Consider the following 18,948-nt stretch of genomic DNA (forward strand, 5'->3'; position numbering starts at 1 on the left):
GGACGTCCTCCCCCGCCCGGAGCACGTCGCGCTGTCGACGGCACGCACGCACCGGGGACGCCGGGGCGTAACCGCTTGCGCGGCGCCTCGTTGGACCCGTGCCGGTGACCGGGGGGGACTCACCAGCGGCCGGAGCGGCGGGACACACCTCGCCGCTCCGGCCCACGCGGCGCCGGACGGGCCTGACCGCGAGAGGTCCAGGAACGCCGCGAGGCCGGCCCCGTGGGGACCGGCCTCGTGCGTGATCTGGTGGGCGATACTGGGTTCGAACCAGTGACCTCTTCGGTGTGAACGAAGCGCGCTACCACTGCGCCAATCGCCCGCGGTGATGCGGCGGAAACGATAACCCATCCCGCGCCGACCCACACATCGGGGCCCATGCGGGCCCGCCCCTGGGGCCTTGCGACCGCTCAGTCGCCCGGTGTGCGGGCCTCCTCGAGCATGCTCGTCTCGCGCTCGCTCCAGGCCGCCTGCGCCGCGCGGGTCACCGGCCCCGGGGCGGGCAGGTCGACGTCGTCCCAGCGCACGACCGGCTGCACGTCGCGGGTGGTCGACACGAGGAACACCTCACTGGCCCCGCGCACGACGTCGATCGGCTCGTCCACCTCCCGCCCTCCGAACCACTCCAGCACCAGCGCCCGCGTCACCCCGGCGAGGCAGCCGCTGCCCAGCGTCGGGGTGCGCAGCTCGCCGTCGACGACGTAGAAGACGTTGGAGCCCGTGCCCTCGCACAGGTGGCCGGCCAGGTTGGCCACCACGGCCTCGTCGGCGCCGCGCCGGTGCGCCTCGGCGAGGGCCACCACGTTCTCGGCGTACGACGTGGTCTTCAGCCCGGCCAGCGCGCCCCGCTCGTTGCGCGGCCACGGCACGGTCGCCACGGCCACCTGCGCGGCCGCCGGCGGCATCGGCGCCGCCACGACGACGACGGTGGGCGCCGCGTCGCCGCGGCCCGACCCCAGCGGGGCCGGTCCCCCGGTGACGGTGATGCGCAGGCGACCCAGCGCGAGGTCCTCCTCAGCCAGGACCGCCGCGACACCCCGGCGCACCAGGTCGAGGTCGACCGGCGGCAGCCCGAGGCCGGCGGCGCTCGTGCGCAGGCGCTCGAGGTGGCGCGTCAGCGCGAAGGGACGCCCGTCCACGACCTTGACCGCCTCGAAGACCCCGTCGCCCACGGTGAGGCCGTGGTCGGTGACCCCGACGGCGGGGGCGGTGGGGTCGGGCAGGAGGTGACCGTCGATCCAGGCGCGCATGGCCGCCACTCTAGGAGGGCGCGGGCACCCCGCGACACGGGCCGACGAGGGGCCGACGAGGGGCCGGCGGGGACTCCCGGGGCCCCGTGACGACCGCCGGACATGCCCCCGCAACACGCCCGACACCCGGATTTGGCACGCCTCAGGCGTTGGGTTACTGTTTCACCGCACGCCGACGGGAACGTCGGAAGCAAGCGGACATAGCTCAGTTGGTAGAGCGCAACCTTGCCAAGGTTGAGGTCGCGAGTTCGAGTCTCGTTGTCCGCTCGGAGAGGTCTCTCTCTTGGTTTGACCTCCAGCGGTGGAGTGGCCGAGAGGCGAGGCAACGGACTGCAAATCCGTCTACACGGGTTCAAATCCCGTCTCCACCTCGGGCGATTGGCGCAGCGGTAGCGCGCTTCCTTGACACGGAAGAGGTCACTGGTTCAAACCCAGTATCGCCCACCACAGCACAGCAGCAGATCAGGCCCAGTTTCCCGCCAGGGAGACGGGGCCTTCGCCATGCCCCCCGGGGTCCTCGGACCGGCGCGGCCCGCGAGGACGCGCGACGCCGCTCACCGGGTCGCTGCGTCGAGCCAGAACGGCAGGAACGCGCCGACGACAGCCAGCAGGAGGCCCAGGGCCCGCCATCCCTGTCTCTGACGGACCCAGCCGAGCAGGAGCAGCCCGCCGGCCACGGGCAGCACGAGGCCGAGCAGCGCCCACCGGTTGTCGGCCAGGACCACGACGGTCAGCTGGAGCACCGTGAGCAGCCCGCAGACGACGGCGGCGGAGGTGGCGCGCAGCGTGACGGAGGGACTGACCAGCCAGACGCGAGGGTAGGCCTCCACGAGGGGCACGCGCGGCGCGGGCAGGCACGACGGCTCGGGAGGCGCGGGCAGACTGCAGCCTGGCAGACGGCGACGACACCACGCAGGGGGCCCGGCACGCCACGGAGGGGCCCGGCACGCCACGGAGGGGCCCGGCACGCCACGGAGGGGCCCGGCACGCCACGGAGGGGCCCGGAAGCCTCAGCGGGGGCTGAGCAGGCGCGCGGGCACCCACTGCTGCACCAGCACCCACACCCCGGGCGCCCGGCGCTCGGGGCGTACGACGAGCCCCTCCCAGCCGGCCGCGCCGCGCCGCCACTCCACGAGCATCCCGGGCCGGGTGACACCGTCGACGTCGACGGCTCCGGAGACCCAGCAGTGGCGCACGGGACAGTCCTCGACTCCCCCGGCCGTGCCGTGCAGCGCCGAGACGCCCAGCGAGGGCTGGCTCGGGCCGCCGGAGGACCCGGGCGGACGTCGGCCGGGGCGCCCCGGGGGCGCCTCGCCCCGCCGTTGCCGCGCTCCGCTGCTCACCGCCCCATCGTCCCACACGATCGAACACCTGTTCGACGTACGGGAGGGGTCGGGTGGCCGGGGACGGGTCAGTCCTCGGTGGCGAACTCCTCGTTGTGGGTGCCGGGGCGCGGCGCCCACGGCAGCTCCTTGGCCGGACGCACCACCACGAGCCGGTCGCCGCGGGCCAGCCGGGTCACCACCGGGTCGAAGTAGCGGTAGACCTTCTCGTCGCGCACCACGGCGATGACCTGGTCGGGCAGCGACTGCGGCTGCTTGCCGACCTCGTTGACCAGCAGGTCGCGCTCGGCGACCTCGAGGCCGTCGCCGTAGGTCAGCAGGTCCTCCATCACCGAGCCGAGCGTCGGCGACATCGACGACAGGCCCAGCAGGCGGCCCACGGCGTCGGAGGAGGTGATGACGGAGTCGGCGCCCGACTGCTTCATCAGCGGTGCGTTCTCCTGCTCGCGCACGGCCGCGACGATCCAGGCGTCGGGGTTGAGCTGGCGCACGGTGAGGGTGGCCAGCACGTTGGAGTCGTCGCGGTCGGTGGTGATGATGACCTGCTCGGCGGTGGCGCAGCCGGCGCGGCGCAGCACCTCGCGACGCGTGGCGTCCCCGGTGACGACCGCGAGCCCGTCGGCGTGGGCGTCCTGGAGCGCCGCGGGGCTGGGGTCGACCACCACCACGCTCTCGCGGTCGAGGCCGTTGTTGATCAGCGTGTCCACCGCGCTGCGGCCCTTCGTGCCGTATCCGATGACGACGACGTGCTTGAGCATGCGCTTCCTCCACCGGGAGACCCGGAACAGCTCGCGGCCCTGCGAGGCGAGGACCTCGAGGGTGGTGCCGATCAGCAGCACCAGGAAGGCGATGCGGGCCGGGGTGATGACGAACGCGTTGACCATGCGCGCGGTCTCCGAGACCGGCGCGATGTCGCCGTAGCCGGTCGTGCTGAGGGTGACGGTCGTGTAGTAGATCGCGTCCTTGAAGTCGACGGCGTAGTTCGACCCCGGGTCGTTGCCGTCGCGGTAGCCCTCGCGGTCGAAGTAGACCAGCAGCACCGTGCCGACCAGGATCGCGGTGGCCAGCAGCAGGCGCCGCCCCAGCTCCCACAGCGGGCTGCGCTGGCGGTCGGGCAGCGAGATCATCCCGCGCTTGCCGCCCGCGGTGGGCTCGGGTACGTCGGGCACGCGCCGAATCTAGTCGACCCGGCCCGCGCCGCCGCCGACCCGCCCCGGCTCGGGGACCGCCGACCCGCGCCGCACCGCACGCAGCGGCTGGGTGGGAGGCGGCTCGTGGTCCGCCGGCCGAGCCGGGGACGGGGCCGCGGAGGCGGCCGGGGACGCGGCCGGGGGTCGTGCCGCGGGTCGCGCCGCGGGTGGCGCCGCGGGTGGCGCCGCGGGTGGCGCCGGACCGACGGCAGGACTGGTGGTCGGCTCGGTGGCGGGGGGTGCGTCCGGCTCGTCGTCGGCGCGCTCGCGGGTCAGCCGCTGGCGCAGGCGGGCGACCAGCTCGGTGCGGGCCCGGGAGGTGGTCGACTGGGGGAAGACGGTGTCGAAGGCGGCGTTGACCGCGGCCCCGATGAGCACGGCGATGGCGACGAGGTAGAGCCACAGCAGCACCGCGATCGGTGCGGCGAGCGGGCCATAGATCGAGCGGGAGTCCGACGCCGTGACGGTCAGCACCCACCGCAGGGCGTAGGACCCGGCGATCCAGGCCACGAGGGAGAAGACGGCGCCGGGCAGGTTGAAGCTCCAGTTGGTCCGCACGGGCACCGAGACGTGGTAGAGCGTGGCCAGGAAGCAGATGCACAGCACCAGCACCAGCGGCCAGTAGAAGTGCATGAGCACCTCGGCGCGCTCGGGCAGCCAGCGACCGACCAGGCTCGGCCCGGCGACGACCAGCGGGAGCGAGACGACGCCGGTGATCATGGCCAGGACGTAGAGCACGAAGGACAGCGCGCGGGTCTTGACGATCCCGCGGTGGCCGCCCAGGCCGTGCATGATCGTGATGGTGTCGACGAAGACGTTGAGCGCGCGCGAGCCGGACCAGAGCGCGAGCACGAAGCCCAGCGAGACCACGTCGAAGCGACCGCCGCCCAGGACGTCGTCGATGGTGGGCTCGATGACGTCGCGCACCGCGCCCTCGGTCAGCGCGCGCGAGGAGATCTCGAGGATGGCCGCGCGCACGTCGGCCACCTGGGCGGCGGAGAACTGCTCGGAGACGTAGCCGATCGCCCCCGCCAGGGCGAAGACCAGGGGCGGCACGGAGACGACGGCGAAGAACGCCGCCTCGGCGGCCAGGCCGGTCACCCGGAAGCGCAGGCAGGCGCCCACGGTGGCGACCACCAGCCGCCACAGCGTCTCGGCCGCGCGCCGCCCCCACGCGAGGAGCGGCGACCCCTCGGCGGACTGGGGGGTGGGGGTGGCCATGGTCGGTACGGTATCGCCCGCCGGACCCCGATCCGGGCACCCCGAGCGCGCGCTGCGGGAGCGGTCGCGGTGGGTGGCCCACGACGCAGCGGACCCCCGTCGCGGGTGCGACGGGGGTCCGGTGGTCGAGCGGTGGTCGAGCGGAGGTGCGGGTCAGACCGACTGCGTGGGGCGCACCGGGCCGGCGGGCCCGGCGGGGGCCACCTCGGCCTGGTCGAGGTGGGCGTCGTCGCCGTGGTCGTCGATCATCGTGGTCTCGTCGAAGGGGTCCTGCCCGCTCAGCACGCGGTCGAGCTGGGGCCGGTCGAGGCCGCCGGTCCAGTGGCCGATGAGGATCGTGGCGATGGCGTTGCCCGAGAAGTTGGTGACCGCGCGGGCCTCCGACATGAAGCGGTCGATGCCCACGATGAGGCCGACGCCGTCGACGAGCTCGGGGCGGTGCGAGGACAGGCCGCCGGCCAGCGTGGCCATGCCGGCGCCGGTGACGCCGGCGGCGCCCTTGGAGGCGATCATCATGAAGAACAGCAGCGAGATCTGCTCGCCGATCGACAGCGGGTCGCCGAGGGCCTCGGCGATGAAGAGCGAGGCCATCGTGAGGTAGATGGCGGTGCCGTCGAGGTTGAAGGAGTAGCCGGTGGGCACGACCACGCCGACGGTGGGCTTGTCGACGCCGGCGTGCTCCATCTTGGCGATCAGGCGCGGCAGGGCCGACTCGGAGGAGGAGGTCGACACGATGAGCAGGAACTCGCGGCCGAGGTACTTGAAGAGGCTGAACACGCTGACGCCGGTGGCGACCTTGAGCAGCGTGCCGAGCACCAGGAAGACGAAGAGCGCGCAGGTGATGTAGAAGCCGATCATCAGCACCGCCAGCGACTTGAGCGCACCGACACCGGTCTCGCCGACGACGGCGGCGATGGCCCCGAAGGCGCCCACGGGGGCGGCCCACATAATCATGGCCAGCACGCGGAACACCAGGCGCTGCACGTGCTCGATGCCGCGCAGGATCGGGGCGCCGCTGCGGCCCATGCGCTGCAGGGCGAAGCCGATGAGCAGCGCGACGAGCAGGGTCTGGAGCACCTCGCCGGAGGTCAGCGAGGACAGCATCGAGTCGGGGATGATCCCGACGAGGAAGTCGGCGGTGCTGCTGTGGGCGCCGGCGGCCTGCTCCTGGCCGGCCGAGGCGGCCGACTCGTCGAGCTGGAGGCCGTCGCCGGGCTTGAGGATGTTGCCGACGACCATGCCGATGGCCAGGGCGAAGGTCGACATCGTGATGAAGTAGCCGAGCGCGAGGCCGCCGACCTTGCCGACGCGGGCGGCGCTGGCCACCGAGCCGACGCCGAGCACGATCGTGCAGAAGATGACCGGCTGGATCATCATCTTGATCAGGGCGACGAAGCCGGTGCCGAGCGGCTTGAGCTCCTTGGCGAAGTCGGGCGCGACGATGCCGACCAGGATGCCGAGGGCGACCGCCACGATGACGGCGATGTAGAGGTAGTGCGTGCGGTTGCGCGGTGCCGTGCGGCCCGGCTTCGCGGTGGTGCTGCTGCTCATGGGTTCCTCCGTGTCTCGTCCGGGCCCGTGCCCGACCCGAGCACGCTCGCACCGCTTGTGACCGTGGTCACCGTTGTGGTCGTTGAGTTCGCGGACGCCGACGTCCGCTCCGCGGGCACCGGCGGCCGACGGGCGCTGGACGGGCGGCGGCGCGCCGGTGGGGCACAATGCGCAGGTGCGGAGGTCGGAGCGGCGGGACGGGTCGGTCGCCCGCCAGGTGCTGCTGCTCCAGGTGCTGGTGGTCGTGGTCCTGGTGGTGGCGTCGCTGGCGCTCGCGACGTACGACGCCCGGCGCGACGCCCGGGTGGCCGCCACCGACCGCGCGGTCGGCGTGGCCCGCGCCGTGGCCGACTCCCCCGCGCTGGTCGCGGCGCTGCGCACCGAGGACCCCGCGGTGCGCATCCAGCCCTACGCCGAGGAGGTCCGCCGCGACACCGACGTCGACTTCGTCACCGTGATGGCCCTCGACCGGACCCGCTACAGCCATCCCGACCCCGCGCTCATCGGCCGGCCCTTCGTGGGCGACCTGGGCGACGCGCCGCAGGGCGGGATCCTCACCCAGCAGTACACCGGGACCCTCGGGCCCTCGATGCGCGCCGTGGTGCCGGTGCTCGACGAGGCTGGCACGGTGGTCGCGCTGGTCTCGGTCGGCATCACCGTGCAGGCCATCGACCAGGCCCTGGGCGACGACCTCGTGCTGATCGCGGTCTCCGCCGCGGCCGTGCTCGCGGTGGGCCTGCTCGGCGCGTGGCTGGTGAGCCGCAGGCTGCGCCGCCAGACCCACGGCCTGGGCGAGCGCGAGATCACCCGGATGTACGAGTACTACTCCGCGGTGCTGCACGCCGTGCGGGAGGGGCTGCTGCTCATCGACGCCGACGGGCGGGTCCAGCTGGTCAACGACGAGGCCCGACGGCTGCTCGGCCTGCCCGAGCCGGTCGCCGAGGGCCGCCGCGAGCGCGACGAGGTCGTGGGGCGCTCGGTGCACGACCTCGGGCTGGCCCCCGGCCTCGTCGCGGCCGCCCTGGGGCGCACCGCGGAGTCCGACGACCTCTACCTCGCCGGTGACCGCATGCTCGTGGTCTCCTCGGCCCCCGCGTCGTGGGACGGCCACGAGGTCGGCTCGGTGGTCTCCCTGCGCGACCACACCGAGCTGCGCTCGGTCACCGGCGAGCTCGACGCCGTGCGCGGGCTCACCGAGTCGCTGCGCTCGCAGAACCACGAGGCCGCCAACCGGCTGCACACCGTGGTGTCGCTCATCGAGATGGGTCGCCCCGAGGAGGCCGTCGACTTCGCCACCGAGGAGCTCCAGGTCGCCCAGCTGCTGGCCGACCGGGTCGTGGGCGCCACCGGCGACCCCGTGGTGGCCGCCCTCCTGCTCGGCAAGACCTCCGAGGCCGTCGAGCGCGGCATCGAGCTGGTCATCACCGGCGAGGTCCGCGACGGCTCCGAGGTGCCGGCCCGCGACCTCGTCACGGTGCTCGGCAACCTCGTCGACAACGCCTTCGACGCCGTGACCTCGCGCCCCGAGCGCCGGGTGCACGTCGACCTGCGCACCGACCCCAGCACCGACCCCAGCACCGGCCTGGGCGGGCGGGAGCGGGAGCCCGACGGCGGCCGGCTGCTGGTCACCGTCGGCGACTCCGGGCCCGGGCTCGACCCCGACTCCGCGGCCCGGGTGCTCGAGCGCGGCTGGTCGACCAAGGCCAGCGCCGGGCACGGCCGCGGTCTCGGTCTCGCCCTGGTCTCCCAGGTGGCCCGCCGCCACCACGGCGAGGTCACCGTGGGCGTCTCCGCCCTCGGCGGGGCGGAGTTCGAGGTCGTGCTGCGCCTGGGCTCCACCGCCCCGCCGCCGGCCGGGGCTGCTCCCGGCTCTGCTCCCGCCGCCGCTCCCGGCACCGCTCCCGGCACCGCTCCCGGCACCGCGGAGGCGACCCCGTGAGCGGCCCCGCGGCCGAGGTGCGCGTGCTGGTGGTCGAGGACGAGGCGCGGGCGGCCGAGGCGCACACGGCGTACGTCGGGCGCGTGCCGGGCTTCGCCGTGGCCGGCACCGCGCGCTCGGCCGGCGACGCCGCCCGGCTGCTGGAGCAGGCGCGCACCGAGGGCCGGCCGGTCGACCTGGTGCTGCTCGACCTGCACCTGCCCGACGGCCACGGGCTGGGCCTGCTGCAGCGCATGCGCGCCTCGGGCCACCTGTGCGACGTCATCGCGGTCACCTCGGCGCGCGACACCGAGGTCGTGCGGCACGCCGTGGCGCAGGGCGTCGTGCTCTACCTGCTCAAGCCCTTCACCTTCCCCACCTTCCGCGCCAAGCTCGAGCAGTACGCCGCCTACCGCGACCGGCTCGCGGCCTCCTCGGCGGAGATGGCCCAGGACGAGGTCGACCGGATGCTGGGCAGCCTGCGCTCCCCCGCCGCCGCGACCGTGCTGCCCAAGGGGATGAGCGCGGAGACCCTGCGCGAGGTGACCGCGGCGCTGCGCGACGCCGAGAGCCCCCGGTCGGCCTCGGAGGTGGCCGAGGCCGTCGGGGCCTCCCGCGTCACCGTGCGGCGCTACCTCGAGCACCTCGCCGACTCCGAGCTCGCCGAGCGCCAGCCCCGCTACGGGCGCGGGGGCCGCCCCGAGCTGGAGTACCGCTGGCGGCGCTGAGCCCGCCGCCCCGACCTCAGAGCAGGCTCGAGGACGCCGACCCGAGCAGCACGGTGAGCAGGAAGGCCCACCCTCCGGTGAACCGCCCGTCGCGCCCGGACCCCACGGGCTGGTCACCGGTCGCGGACCGCCCGGGACCGCCCAGCAGCAGGTACGCCGCCAGCCCCAGCGGCGGCAGGGTGAGCAGGATCCACCACCACGCCCACCGGGTCGCCCGACGCGGCTCGGGGCCGCAGGCCAGGAGCAGCACCGTCAGCACGAGCAGCACGAGAGCGCCGCCGGCCAGGGTGCCCCCGGTGCGGAAGCCCGCCAGGCGCACCTGCGTGTGCCACGTCGCCTGCGACGCCTCGACACGCTCCACGACCAGCCCAGGGGCGGAGCCGGCGCCGAGGCCGGTCAGGGCCGCGCCGACGTCCGGGACCACCGGGGGCGACCCGTCGCCGGCGCGCAGGCCGCGCCCGGCCGAGCTCCGAGGACCCAGCGGGGTGCCGTCGGGCGAGGCGCGCAGGGGTCGGCGCTCCACGACCTCGGTCGAGCGGCGCAGGAGCCCGTCGCGCCAGAGGACCTCCACGGTCGCGGTGCCGCGTGCACCCGCGGGCAGACCGCCGACCACCTCCACGCGGTCGACCTCGCCCGCGCGCACCGCCTGGGTCAGCTCGGCCCACCCGGTGTCGCGCACGCCGGTCAGGACGACGGTGGCCAGCACCCCGACCCAGGCCGCACCGAGGAGCACGCGCCAGGCCTGCCACCGCTGGGGCACGAGGCCACGGCCCAGGAGCGTGCTGCGCGGGCGCTCCGGGTCGTCGTCGACGGCGTCCGTCGCGGCCGGGGAGGTGGGGTCCACGGCAGGACACTAGACGCCGCGGCGCCCCCGCCGTGGCACGCGCCGGGCCGGGCTCGCCGCGAGGGGTCGGGTCAGAGCTCCCCGGCGGGCACGCGGGCCAGGCTGACGCCGCCGGCGGCGACGTCGGCGGCGAGGCGCTCCGGGGTCAGGGCACCGCTGGGGTCGATCGCGGCCTCGGTGACCAGCACGGTGACCTCGCCGGCCGCCAGCACGCGCGCCGACCAGGCCGGGTCGTGGTGCGGCACCGGCACCCGCGTGACGCCGACGCCCTCGCTGATCGTCACGACCAGCTCGGCGCTCCGGTCGTCGACCAGGCGCAGCACGCACCCGTTGGCGGCGCGGGCGCGCAGGTCCTCGGGGTCGCGCAGCGCGGCGAAGCCGCGGCGGGCGAAGAGGGCCCGCAGCGCGTCACGCACCCGGTCGCCGTCGACCACCGCGACCGGCGGCAGCTGCACGTGCAGCACGTCGGGGTCGCTGGTCACCGCCCACTGGTAGGTGGGCGCCGGCTGGTCGGGGTGGGGCTGCTCGGGGTGGGTCGGCTCCGTCACCGCTCCAGGCTGCCACGGCCCCGGCGTACGACGACGGCCGGCACCCCTCGCGGGGTGCCGGCCGTGGTCAGGTGCGGGTGGGAGGTCTCAGGAGAGCTCGAGGCCGGGGTAGAGCGGGTGCTTGTCGAGCAGCTCGGCCGAGGCGTCCTTGACCTTGGCGGCGACGCCGTCGGCCAGGACGTAGGAGGCCTTGGAGGGGCCGCCGGCCTTGGTCGTGCCGGGCTGGGTGTTCTCCAGGACCATCGTGATCAGCTCCGCGACGGTGTCGAACTCGTCGTGACCGAAGCCGCGGGTGGTCAGCGCCGGGGTGCCCAGGCGGATGCCGGAGGTGTACCAGGCTCCGTTGGGGTCGCCGGGCACCGAGTTGCGGTTGGTGACGACGCCGGCGTCGAGCAGCGCCGACTCGGCCTGACGGCCGGTGAGGCCGTAGGAGGAGACGTCGAGCAGCACGAGGTGGTTGTCGGTGCCGCCGGTGACCAGGGTGGCGCCGCGGCCCAGGAAGCCCTCGGCGAGCGACTGGGCGTTGTCGGCGACCTGCTGGGCGTAGGTGCGGAACGCCGGCTGGCGGGCCTCGGCGAACGCGACGGCCTTGGCCGCCATCACGTGCGAGAGCGGGCCACCGAGCACCATCGGGCAGCCGCGGTCCACCGAGGGGGCGTACTCCTCGGTGGCCAGCACGATGCCGCCGCGCGGGCCGCGCAGCGACTTGTGGGTGGTGCTGGTGACGACGTGGGCGTGCGGCACCGGGTCCTCGTCGCCGGTGAAGACCTTGCCGGCCACGAGCCCGGCGAAGTGGGCCATGTCGACCATGAGGGTGGCGCCGACCTCGTCGGCGATCTCGCGGACCTTGGCGAAGTTCACCCGGCGCGGGTAGGCGGAGTACCCCGCGACGAGCACGAGCGGCTTGAACTCGCGCGCCTTGGCGGCCAGCGCGTCGTAGTCGAGCAGGCCGGTCTCGGGGTCGGTGCCGTACTGCTGCTGGTGGAACATCTTGCCGCTGATGTTGGGCCGGAAGCCGTGGGTCAGGTGGCCGCCGGCGTCGAGCGACATGCCCAGCAGGCGCTGGTCGCCCAGCCGGCGGCGCAGGGTCTCCCACTGCTCGTCGGTCAGGTCGTTGACGTTGCGCGCACCCAGCTCGGCCAGGGCCGGCGACTCCACGCGGTGGGCCAGGATCGACCAGAAGGCCACGAGGTTGGCGTCGATCCCGGAGTGCGGCTGCACGTAGGCGTACTCGGCGCCGAACAGCTCGCGGGCGTGCTCGGCGGCCAGCGTCTCGACGGTGTCGACGTTCTGGCATCCGGCGTAGAAGCGGTGCCCGACCGTGCCCTCGGCGTACTTGTCGCTGAACCAGGTGCCCATCGTCATCAGCACGGCGGGCGAGGCGTAGTTCTCGCTCGCGATGAGCTTGAGCGAGGCGCGCTGGTCGGCGAGCTCCTGCCGCGTCGCCTCCGCGATGCGGGGCTCCACCGAGGCGATCAGCTCGAGGGCTTGGGAGTAGACGCTGCTGGTGAGGTCGGGCGTGGACGACATGACCCTCAGCCTACGCGGCCGGCACGGTCGGGCGGATGGTCGCGAACAGGTCACGGTGGTGTGACATGGGACGCACGACCCCGTGGCGGGCCGCGGTCCCGCGGTGGGTCGTCTCACCATGCGGATCAAGATCTCACATCATGGGATTTCGCCTTGTGGGCGGACGGTCCGAGGACTGAGACTCCTTGACATGATCTCCGCTGCCACGTCCGCCTTCCTCGTGGTCCGACGCCACGTGGACCTCGGGCGCACCCGCAGCTCCATGTGTCGACCTCACTGACCCGCGTCGCGCCCACCCGGCGACACCCGACGCACCGCCCGCACGAACCGACCGCGGGCGCCCGGTCTTCCGAGGTCGCAGCGAACCCCGACGACGTGGTTCCGACCCGTGAAGAGTCGCGCGCTCACCGCCGAGACACGCACCCGAGGAACCCCACCCCATGACTGAGCAGCTCTCCACCGAGCAGGCCGCCCCCCGCCCCGCCCGTCCGCGCCCCAAGCGCGGTGAGGGTCAGTGGGCCCTGGGCTACATGGAACCGCTGAACAAGAACGAGCAGTCCAAGAAGGACGACAACCCGCTCAACGTGCGGGCGCGCATCCTCAACATCTACTCCAAGCGCGGCTTCGCCTCCATCGACCCCGCCGACCTGCGCGGCCGCTTCCGCTGGATGGGCCTCTACACCCAGCGCGCGCCGGGCTTCGACGGCGGCAAGACCGCCACCCTGGCCGAGGAGGAGCTCGACGACGAGTTCTTCATGATGCGCGTGCGCTCCGACGGCGCCCTGCTGCCCCCGGCCACGGTGCGGGCGCTCGGCACGATCGGGCAGGACTTCGCCCGCGACACCGCCGACGTGACCGACCGCGAGAACATCCAGTACCACTGGATCCGCGTCGAGGACGTCCCCACCATCTGGGAGCGCCTCGAGGAGGCCGGGCTCAGCACCCTCGAGGCCTGCGGCGACTCCCCGCGCCCCTTCCTCGGCTCGCCCGTCGCCGGCGTGGCCGCCGACGAGATCATCGACGGCACCTCGGCGCTGGAGGAGATCAAGCGCCGCTACATCGGCGACCCGGCCTTCTCGAACTTCCCCCGCAAGTTCAAGACCGCCCTGACCGGCCACCCCTCCCACGACGTCTCCCCCGAGACCAACGACATCGCCTTCGTCGGCACGGTGCACCCCGAGCACGGCCCCGGCTTCGACGTCTGGGTCGGCGGCGGGCTCTCGACCAACCCCATGCTCGCCCAGAAGCTCGGCGTGTGGGTGCCCCTCGACGAGGTGCCCGACGTCTGGGAGGGCGTCGCCTCGATCTTCCGCGACTACGGCTACCGCCGGCTGCGCTCGCGGGCGCGGCTGAAGTTCCTCGTCGCCGACTGGGGCGTCGAGCGCTTCCGCGAGGTCCTCGAGACCGAGTACCTGGGGCGCGAGCTCGTCTCCTGCGAGTCCCCGGCCTCGCCGGTGGGCCACCGCGACCACATCGGCGTGCACGACCAGGCCGACGGGCGCAAGTACGTCGGCGTCGCGCCGACCGCCGGCCGGGTGTCGGGCACGCTGCTGGTCGGCCTGGCCGACGCGATGGAGCGCCACGGCGTGGAGGGTGCGCGGCTCACGCCGTACCAGAAGATCGTGCTGATCGGCGTGCCCGCCGACGCCGTCGACGCCCTGCTCGACGACCTCGACGAGCTCGGGCTCTCGGGCCGGCCCTCGGGCTGGCGGCGCAACACGATGGCCTGCACCGGCATCGAGTTCTGCAAGCTCGCCATCGTCGACACCAAGGACCGCGCCCGCGACCTGGTCGCCGAGCTGGAGCAGCGCTTCCCCGACCTCGACGCACTGGTGCCCGACGGCATCACCGTCAACGTCAACGGCTGCCCCAACGCCTGCGCCCGCACCCAGGTCGCCGACATCGGGCTCAAGGGCCAGCTGGTCATGCACGAGGGCCAGCAGGTCGAGGGCTTCCAGGTCCACCTCGGCGGCGCCACCGGGCTGCAGGCCAACTTCGGCCGCAAGCTGCGCGCCCACAAGGTCACCAGCGCCGGGCTCGGCGACTACGTCGCCACCCTGGTCGTCAACTACCTCGCCGACCGCACGGGCACCGAGGAGTCCTTCACGACGTGGGTCGCCCGCGCCGACGAGGAGCTCCTCAAGGGCGACAAGACCCTCGAGCCGGCCTCATGAGCGGGCGCGGCATCCCCTTCCACTGCCCCTACTGCGGTGACGAGGACCTGCGTCCGCACGAGGTCGTCTCGCAGGACGGTCAGATCAGCTCCCCCCACGGCAGCTGGGAATGCCGCTCCTGCCTGCGCGCCTTCTCCCTGAGGATGCTCGGCCTGATCCGGCCGGACGCCACGACCCAGGGAGCCGCCACATGACCGCCGCCACCACCCTCACGGCGCGCGCGAACCGAGCCATCGAGACCGCGGGCCGCTCGCCCGAGGAGCTGCGCGACCTCGTGTCCCACTGGGGCGCCGAGCTCGAGCTCGCCCCGGCCGAGGACATCATCGAGTGGGCCGCCGCCACCTTCGGGGAGCGCTTCTGCGTGACCTCCTCGATGGGCGACGCCGTGCTGTCGCACCTGGCCTCCAAGGTCGTGCCCGGCATCGACGTGGTCTTCCTCGACACCGGCTACCACTTCGCCGAGACCATCGGCACCCGCGACGCCGTCGAGGCGACGATGCCGGTCAACCTGCTGACCATCACCCCCGTCCAGAGCGTGGCCGAGCAGGACGCGGAGTACGGCAAGGACCTCTACAAGACCGACCCCGACCTGTGCTGCAAGCTGCGCAAGGTCGAGCCGCTGGCCCGCTCGCTCGCGGGCTACGACGCCTGGGCCACCGGCCTGCGCCGCGCCGAGACCCGCAACCGGGTCATCGCGCCGGTCATCGGCTGGGACGCCAAGAAGGGCAAGGTCAAGGTCTCCCCCATCGCCCGCTGGAGCGACGAGCAGGTCGAGACCTACATCGCCGACAACGGGATCCTCGTGAACCCGCTCGTCTACGACGGCTACCCCTCGATCGGCTGCGCCCCCTGCACCCGTCGCGTCGCCCCCGGCGAGGACGCCCGCAGCGGCCGCTGGGCCGGCACCAACAAGACCGAGTGCGGCATCCACATGTGACCTCCGCCCCCGGCCCCACCCGCACCACCCGAGGACCGCTCCACACCCACCGCACGACAGCAGCACCACACCCACCAGCAGCGCCGCTGGGCCCGGGACCCCCGCCCCACCGAGATCACCACGACAAGGGAGGCCACCTCCGATGGCAGCTCCGGCACTGATCGCCCTGGCCCACGGCACCCGTGACGCGCGCTCCTCCGCGACCATCACCGCACTGGTCGACGAGGTGCGCGCGATGCGCCCCGACCTCAAGGTCGAGCGCGCGTTCCTCGAGTCGGCCCGGCCCGCGTTCCAGACCGTCGTCGACCGGCTCGTCAAGGCCGGGCACGAGGAGATCGTGGTCGTGCCGCTGCTGCTGACCGAGGGCCAGCTCCTCGCCGCCGACGTGCCCTCCGCCGTGGCCGCGGCCGCCGCGCGGCACCCGGGGCTGCAGATCCGCTCGACGGCCATCCTGGGCCTGGAGCCGTGCTTCCTCGAGGTGCTCGACGTGCGGCTGCGCGAGGCGTTGCGCCAGTCGCGGGTGCGCGAGCTCGACGCCCTCGTGCTGGCCGCGTCGGGCTCCACCGACCCGCTGGCCAACCAGGCCGTCGCCCGCCTCGCCCGGCTGTGGGGGGCCCACCACCGCCTGCCCGTCACCGCGGCCTTCGCCTCGGTCTCCCCGCCGGCCACCGGCGAGGCCGTGCGCGCCTTCCGCGGCGAGGGCCGTCGCCACATCGCGGTGGCCTCGCTCTTCCTCTCCCCCGGCTGCGCCACCGACCGCTCCGCCGAGCTGGCCCTCGAGGCCGGCGCGGTGGCGGTCTCCGAGCCGCTGGGCGCGCACCCCGAGGTCGCCCGCACGGTGCTGGCCCGCTACGCCGTCGGCGCCGTCGAGCTCGTCCCGGTCTGATCCCGGGCCGTCACCGTGGTGGGGCCCGGGCCTCGGCGCCCCGGGGCGCTCAGCACACCGGGGCTCAGCACACCGGGGCTCAGCACACCGGGGCTCAGCACACCGGGGCTCAGCACACCGGGGCTCAGCACACCGGGGCTCAGGTCGGCGGTCAGTCCGCCGTGCACCGGACCGGGCTGCACCACCGTGCTCTTGGGTGCCTTGAGGAACCCGAAGCGCTGTCCCACCGGGTGTCGCGAGGCCGCTCCCCCGCGCTCGTCCCCGGCGCTGACGGCCTCGGCGAAGCGCAGCGAGGCGCAGACCTGGTCGACGTCGAGCCCGGCGCTGAAGGCGGTCAGGCGCTCGCGGTCGCAGTGCCACGCCGTGCCCAGGAAGTCGCCGGCCTGGCAGTAGAGCACCACGCCCACGTTGAGGAACTCCTCGCGGTCGGCGCGCGGCACGCAGCGCAGCACGACGTACTGGTAGGCCATCAGCGGGCGCGTCGGGGCGCCGGCGGATCCGGCCGGCACGCCGCTCACGCGTCGGCCCCCGGCAGCCACTGGCGGGTGCCGAGCCGGGCGGTGAGGAAGGCGACGTACGCCGCGCGCAGCGCCGCGGGTGTCTCGGCGCCGGGCACGGGCTGGAGCCAGGCGTCGGGCACGCGCTCGAGCACGCCGGGCAGGACCTCGGGCGTCAGCACCTCGCTGATCGCCGCGTCGACGGCGCCGAGGCCGCCGACGTGGGCGCCGAGCACGTGGTCGGAGACGTCCCAGCGCTGGGCGGCGAAGCGGGCCGGGTCGGTGACGCCGCCGCTCCAGGCGTGGTGGAAGTACAGCGAGGCGCCGTGGTCGATGACCCAGAGGTCGTCGTGCCAGACCAGGAGGTTGGGGTTGCGCCAGCTGCGGTCGACGTTGGCGCAGAACGCGTCGAGCCACAGCACCCGGGCGGCCTCCTCGGCCACCGCCGCCGCGCCGCCGCCCGGCGTCGTGGCCGCCCGCTCGCCGTCGTATCCGAAGGAGCCGGGCAGGAAGTCGACGCCCAGGTTGAGCCCCACCGACGCGACCAGCAGGTCCTGGACCTCCTCGTCGGCCTCGTAGCGCGCGATCTCCACGTCGAGCTCGAGGGCGACCAGCCGCGGGGTGCGCAGCCCGACCAGACGGGCCAGCTCGGCGACCACGACCTCGGCGACCAGGACGCGCACGCCCTGGCCCGCGCCGCGGAACTTGCACACGTAGGTGCCCAGGTCGTCGGCCTCGACGATCCCCGGCAGGCTGCCTCCCTCGCGCAGCGGGGTGACGTAGCGCGTGACGGCCACGGTGGGCAGCGGGCCGTCGTCGACGGCGCGGTCGGCGGCACCGGATGGGTGGTCGGGGCTCACGCCGCGCTCCCCTCCGGGCCGGGGTCGGGATCCGGGTCGGCCTCGTGCAGCAGGCGCCGTCGCTGCTCCGCGACGTCGTAGCGCGCCGGGGGCCAGGTGGGCGCGAGGCCCTCCAGGGCGTCGAGGAGCAGGCGCCCGACCGCGAGGTTGCGATACCACTTGCGGTCGCTGGGCACGACGTGCCACGGGGCGACCTCGGTGTTGGTGCGCTCCAGGGCCGTCTCGTAGGCAGCGCGGTAGGCCGGCCAGAGCTGGCGGTCGTCGATGTCCCCGGGGGTGAACTTCCAGTGCTTGTCGGGTCGGTCGAGGCGCTCCAGCAGCCGCTCGCGCTGGGTGTCGGCGCTGATGTGGAGCATGCACTTGACCACGGTCGTGCCAGCGGCCAGCAGCTCGGCCTCGAAGTCGTTGATGGCGGCGTAGCGACGCTCGATCTCCTCGAGGGGGGCCAGGCCCCTGACCCGTGCGGCGAGGACGTCCTCGTAGTGGGAACGGTCGAAGACACCGATCAGCCCGGGGCCGGGCAGCGCGCGACGGATGCGCCACAGGAAGTCGTGCTCCCGCTCTTGCGCCGTGGGGGCCTTGAAGGACGTGATCCGCAGCCCCTGGGGGTCGACGAGCCCCAGGGTGTGCCGCAGGACCCCGCCCTTGCCCGAGGTGTCCATGCCCTGCAGCACCAGCAGGACGCTGCGGGGGTGCTCCGTGGTGTGCTCGGAGAAGAGCCGCTCCTGCAGCTCGCCCAGCCGCGGGCCGAGCTCGGCCAGCGCGACCTTGCCGGCGGTCTTGCCGTGCGCGAAGTCGGGCGTGGCGTCGGTGGGCAGGCTGCGCAGGTCCACCGGGCCCGTCGGCAGCCGCAGCAGCGAGGCGCTCACGCGTCGACCACGGTGGAGCGGGTCACCAGCGGCGGCTGCGTGGACCACGGGAAGTTGATCCAGCGCGTCGTGCGGCGCCAGGCGTAGTCGGGCTTCACCACGCTCTGCGGCTTCTCGTAGACCACCGCCGAGCGGGCCTCGGCCACGTGGTCGGCGCAGAAGGCCAGCACCGACTCCAGGGTCCGTCCGCTGTCGGCGACGTCGTCGGCGATGAGCACCTTGAGGCCCGACAGGTCGACGGCCGCAGGCGTGGGGGGCAGCATGATCGGCACGTCGAGGCGCTGGTCGACGCCGGTGTAGAACTCGACGTTGACCGCCGAGAGGTTCTTGACGTCGAGGGCGTAGCCCAACCCCATGGCCAGGCCCAGACCGCCCCGGGCGATGGCCAGCACGAGGTCGGGCTCGTAGCCGTCGTCGACCACCTGCTGGGCCAGGTCGCGCACCGCGGTGCCGAAGAGGTCGTAGGTCAGGATCTCGCGCTCGTCGGCCACCCGGTCATTGTGGCGGGAGGCCGGCCGCAGCGTCGAGCGGGGGGCGGGGCGAGGGCGGGCGGGGCGCGTTCCTCGACCACGGTGCGGCGAGTAGGCGGTGTCGAGACGCTC

19 protein-coding genes and 4 tRNA genes are annotated in these 18,948 nt (G+C 74.1%); 9 read left to right on the forward strand and 14 right to left on the reverse strand.

Going from position 1 to position 18,948, the window contains the following annotated elements:
• Positions 1–247 precede the first annotated feature (247 nt).
• Positions 248–322 (reverse strand) — tRNA-Val (locus ASF50_RS09880).
• 88 nt (positions 323–410) lie between these two features.
• Positions 411–1,250: an aminotransferase class IV gene (locus tag ASF50_RS09885; RefSeq protein WP_056904929.1), complete on the reverse strand. Its 840-nt coding sequence runs from the start codon at positions 1,248–1,250 to the stop codon at positions 411–413.
• Between the two features lie 194 nt (positions 1,251–1,444).
• Here ASF50_RS09885 and ASF50_RS09890 point away from each other — a divergent pair.
• The 3 genes from ASF50_RS09890 to ASF50_RS09900 all read left to right on the forward strand — a co-directional run bounded on the left by ASF50_RS09890 (position 1,445) and on the right by ASF50_RS09900 (position 1,697).
• Positions 1,445–1,517 (forward strand) — tRNA-Gly (locus ASF50_RS09890).
• A gap of 33 nt (positions 1,518–1,550) precedes the next feature.
• Positions 1,551–1,621, forward strand: a tRNA-Cys gene (locus tag ASF50_RS09895).
• 1 nt (position 1,622) lies between these two features.
• A tRNA-Val gene (locus ASF50_RS09900) sits at positions 1,623–1,697 on the forward strand.
• Between the two features lie 107 nt (positions 1,698–1,804).
• Here the strand turns inward: ASF50_RS09900 and ASF50_RS09905 are convergent.
• The 5 genes from ASF50_RS09905 to ASF50_RS09925 all read right to left on the reverse strand — a co-directional run bounded on the left by ASF50_RS09905 (position 1,805) and on the right by ASF50_RS09925 (position 6,555).
• Positions 1,805–2,080: a hypothetical protein gene (locus ASF50_RS09905; protein ID WP_156718235.1), complete on the reverse strand. Its 276-nt coding sequence runs from the start codon at positions 2,078–2,080 to the stop codon at positions 1,805–1,807.
• 180 nt (positions 2,081–2,260) lie between these two features.
• Positions 2,261–2,593: a hypothetical protein gene (locus ASF50_RS19005; protein ID WP_156697722.1), complete on the reverse strand. Its 333-nt coding sequence runs from the start codon at positions 2,591–2,593 to the stop codon at positions 2,261–2,263.
• 68 nt (positions 2,594–2,661) lie between these two features.
• Complete coding sequence (locus ASF50_RS09915; RefSeq protein ID WP_056862988.1) at positions 2,662–3,720, reverse strand: potassium channel family protein; 1,059 nt, start codon at positions 3,718–3,720, stop codon at positions 2,662–2,664.
• A gap of 51 nt (positions 3,721–3,771) precedes the next feature.
• Positions 3,772–5,004 (reverse strand): YihY/virulence factor BrkB family protein, encoded by a 1,233-nt coding sequence (locus ASF50_RS09920; protein ID WP_235557628.1) that lies wholly within the window; start codon positions 5,002–5,004, stop codon positions 3,772–3,774.
• Positions 5,005–5,157: 153 nt separating this feature from the next.
• On the reverse strand, positions 5,158–6,555 hold the full coding sequence (locus tag ASF50_RS09925; protein ID WP_056862732.1) for a cation:dicarboxylate symporter family transporter: 1,398 nt from the start codon (positions 6,553–6,555) through the stop codon (positions 5,158–5,160).
• A gap of 175 nt (positions 6,556–6,730) precedes the next feature.
• Here ASF50_RS09925 and ASF50_RS09930 point away from each other — a divergent pair, with 175 nt between their 5' ends.
• Together ASF50_RS09930 and ASF50_RS09935 are read left to right on the forward strand one after the other, a co-directional pair.
• A complete protein-coding gene (locus ASF50_RS09930) occupies positions 6,731–8,494 on the forward strand; it encodes a sensor histidine kinase (protein WP_082503084.1) in 1,764 nt (587 codons plus the stop codon).
• On the forward strand, positions 8,491–9,201 hold the full coding sequence (locus tag ASF50_RS09935) for a response regulator (RefSeq protein ID WP_056904393.1): 711 nt from the start codon (positions 8,491–8,493) through the stop codon (positions 9,199–9,201). The genes ASF50_RS09930 and ASF50_RS09935 overlap by 4 nt, the downstream gene beginning before the upstream one ends.
• A gap of 16 nt (positions 9,202–9,217) precedes the next feature.
• Here the strand turns inward: ASF50_RS09935 and ASF50_RS09940 are convergent, their stop codons facing one another.
• From ASF50_RS09940 to ASF50_RS09950, 3 genes are all read right to left on the reverse strand, one after another.
• Positions 9,218–10,045 (reverse strand): hypothetical protein, encoded by an 828-nt coding sequence (locus ASF50_RS09940; protein ID WP_056904394.1) that lies wholly within the window; start codon positions 10,043–10,045, stop codon positions 9,218–9,220.
• 71 nt (positions 10,046–10,116) lie between these two features.
• Positions 10,117–10,593, reverse strand: a complete 477-nt coding sequence (locus ASF50_RS09945; protein WP_056862729.1) for a hypothetical protein — start codon at positions 10,591–10,593, stop codon at positions 10,117–10,119.
• 87 nt (positions 10,594–10,680) lie between these two features.
• The gene (locus ASF50_RS09950) at positions 10,681–12,123 is read right to left on the reverse strand and encodes a glycine hydroxymethyltransferase (RefSeq protein WP_056862728.1); all 1,443 of its coding nucleotides are present in this window, start codon (positions 12,121–12,123) and stop codon (positions 10,681–10,683) included.
• Positions 12,124–12,563: 440 nt separating this feature from the next.
• On the opposite strand from ASF50_RS09950, the gene ASF50_RS09955 reads away from it, so the two are divergent.
• From ASF50_RS09955 to ASF50_RS09970, 4 genes are all read left to right on the forward strand, one after another.
• On the forward strand, positions 12,564–14,297 hold the full coding sequence (locus ASF50_RS09955; protein WP_056904395.1) for a nitrite/sulfite reductase: 1,734 nt from the start codon (positions 12,564–12,566) through the stop codon (positions 14,295–14,297).
• Positions 14,294–14,491 (forward strand): hypothetical protein, encoded by a 198-nt coding sequence (locus ASF50_RS09960; protein WP_056862726.1) that lies wholly within the window; start codon positions 14,294–14,296, stop codon positions 14,489–14,491. Before ASF50_RS09955 ends, ASF50_RS09960 begins: the two co-directional genes overlap by 4 nt.
• The gene (locus ASF50_RS09965) at positions 14,488–15,234 is read left to right on the forward strand and encodes a phosphoadenylyl-sulfate reductase (protein WP_056862725.1); all 747 of its coding nucleotides are present in this window, start codon (positions 14,488–14,490) and stop codon (positions 15,232–15,234) included. Before ASF50_RS09960 ends, ASF50_RS09965 begins: the two co-directional genes overlap by 4 nt.
• Before the next feature lie 142 nt (positions 15,235–15,376).
• On the forward strand, positions 15,377–16,120 hold the full coding sequence (locus ASF50_RS09970; protein WP_056862724.1) for a sirohydrochlorin chelatase: 744 nt from the start codon (positions 15,377–15,379) through the stop codon (positions 16,118–16,120).
• On the opposite strand, the gene ASF50_RS19905 is transcribed toward ASF50_RS09970, so the two are convergent.
• Genes ASF50_RS19905 through ASF50_RS09990 form a run of 4 tightly spaced genes read right to left on the reverse strand, consistent with a single transcriptional unit; the run spans position 16,084 to position 18,837 of the window.
• The gene (locus tag ASF50_RS19905) at positions 16,084–16,638 is read right to left on the reverse strand and encodes a DUF3037 domain-containing protein (protein WP_268778355.1); all 555 of its coding nucleotides are present in this window, start codon (positions 16,636–16,638) and stop codon (positions 16,084–16,086) included. The two genes, ASF50_RS09970 and ASF50_RS19905, sit on opposite strands and share 37 nt — an antisense overlap.
• Entirely contained in the window at positions 16,635–17,477 is an 843-nt protein-coding gene (locus ASF50_RS09980) for a HipA family kinase (RefSeq protein WP_235557629.1), read from the reverse strand. Before ASF50_RS09980 ends, ASF50_RS19905 begins: the two co-directional genes overlap by 4 nt.
• Positions 17,474–18,346, reverse strand: coding sequence for a PPK2 family polyphosphate kinase (locus ASF50_RS09985; RefSeq protein ID WP_056904396.1), 873 nt, complete (start codon positions 18,344–18,346; stop codon positions 17,474–17,476). The genes ASF50_RS09980 and ASF50_RS09985 overlap by 4 nt, the downstream gene beginning before the upstream one ends.
• Positions 18,343–18,837, reverse strand: a complete 495-nt coding sequence (locus tag ASF50_RS09990; protein WP_056862722.1) for a phosphoribosyltransferase — start codon at positions 18,835–18,837, stop codon at positions 18,343–18,345. Before ASF50_RS09990 ends, ASF50_RS09985 begins: the two co-directional genes overlap by 4 nt.
• Positions 18,838–18,948: the final 111 nt, after the last annotated feature.

Origin of the sequence: Nocardioides sp. Leaf307, from assembly GCF_001423135.1 — a bacterium.
GTDB lineage: Bacteria > Actinomycetota > Actinomycetes > Propionibacteriales > Nocardioidaceae > Nocardioides > Nocardioides kribbensis.

Excerpts from the sequence above, each read along its gene's own strand:
- ASF50_RS09885 (WP_056904929.1), bottom strand. The coding sequence starts at position 1,250 with ATGCGCGCCTGGATCGACGGTCACCTCCTGCCCGACCCCACCGCCCCC.
- ASF50_RS09955 (WP_056904395.1), top strand. The coding sequence starts at position 12,564 with ATGACTGAGCAGCTCTCCACCGAGCAGGCCGCCCCCCGCCCCGCCCGT.
- ASF50_RS09920 (WP_235557628.1), bottom strand. The coding sequence starts at position 5,004 with ATGGCCACCCCCACCCCCCAGTCCGCCGAGGGGTCGCCGCTCCTCGCG.
- ASF50_RS09950 (WP_056862728.1), bottom strand. The coding sequence starts at position 12,123 with ATGTCGTCCACGCCCGACCTCACCAGCAGCGTCTACTCCCAAGCCCTC.
- ASF50_RS09960 (WP_056862726.1), top strand. The coding sequence starts at position 14,294 with ATGAGCGGGCGCGGCATCCCCTTCCACTGCCCCTACTGCGGTGACGAG.
- ASF50_RS09915 (WP_056862988.1), bottom strand. The coding sequence starts at position 3,720 with ATGATCTCGCTGCCCGACCGCCAGCGCAGCCCGCTGTGGGAGCTGGGG.
- ASF50_RS09965 (WP_056862725.1), top strand. The coding sequence starts at position 14,488 with ATGACCGCCGCCACCACCCTCACGGCGCGCGCGAACCGAGCCATCGAG.
- ASF50_RS09925 (WP_056862732.1), bottom strand. The coding sequence starts at position 6,555 with ATGAGCAGCAGCACCACCGCGAAGCCGGGCCGCACGGCACCGCGCAAC.
- ASF50_RS09970 (WP_056862724.1), top strand. The coding sequence starts at position 15,377 with ATGGCAGCTCCGGCACTGATCGCCCTGGCCCACGGCACCCGTGACGCG.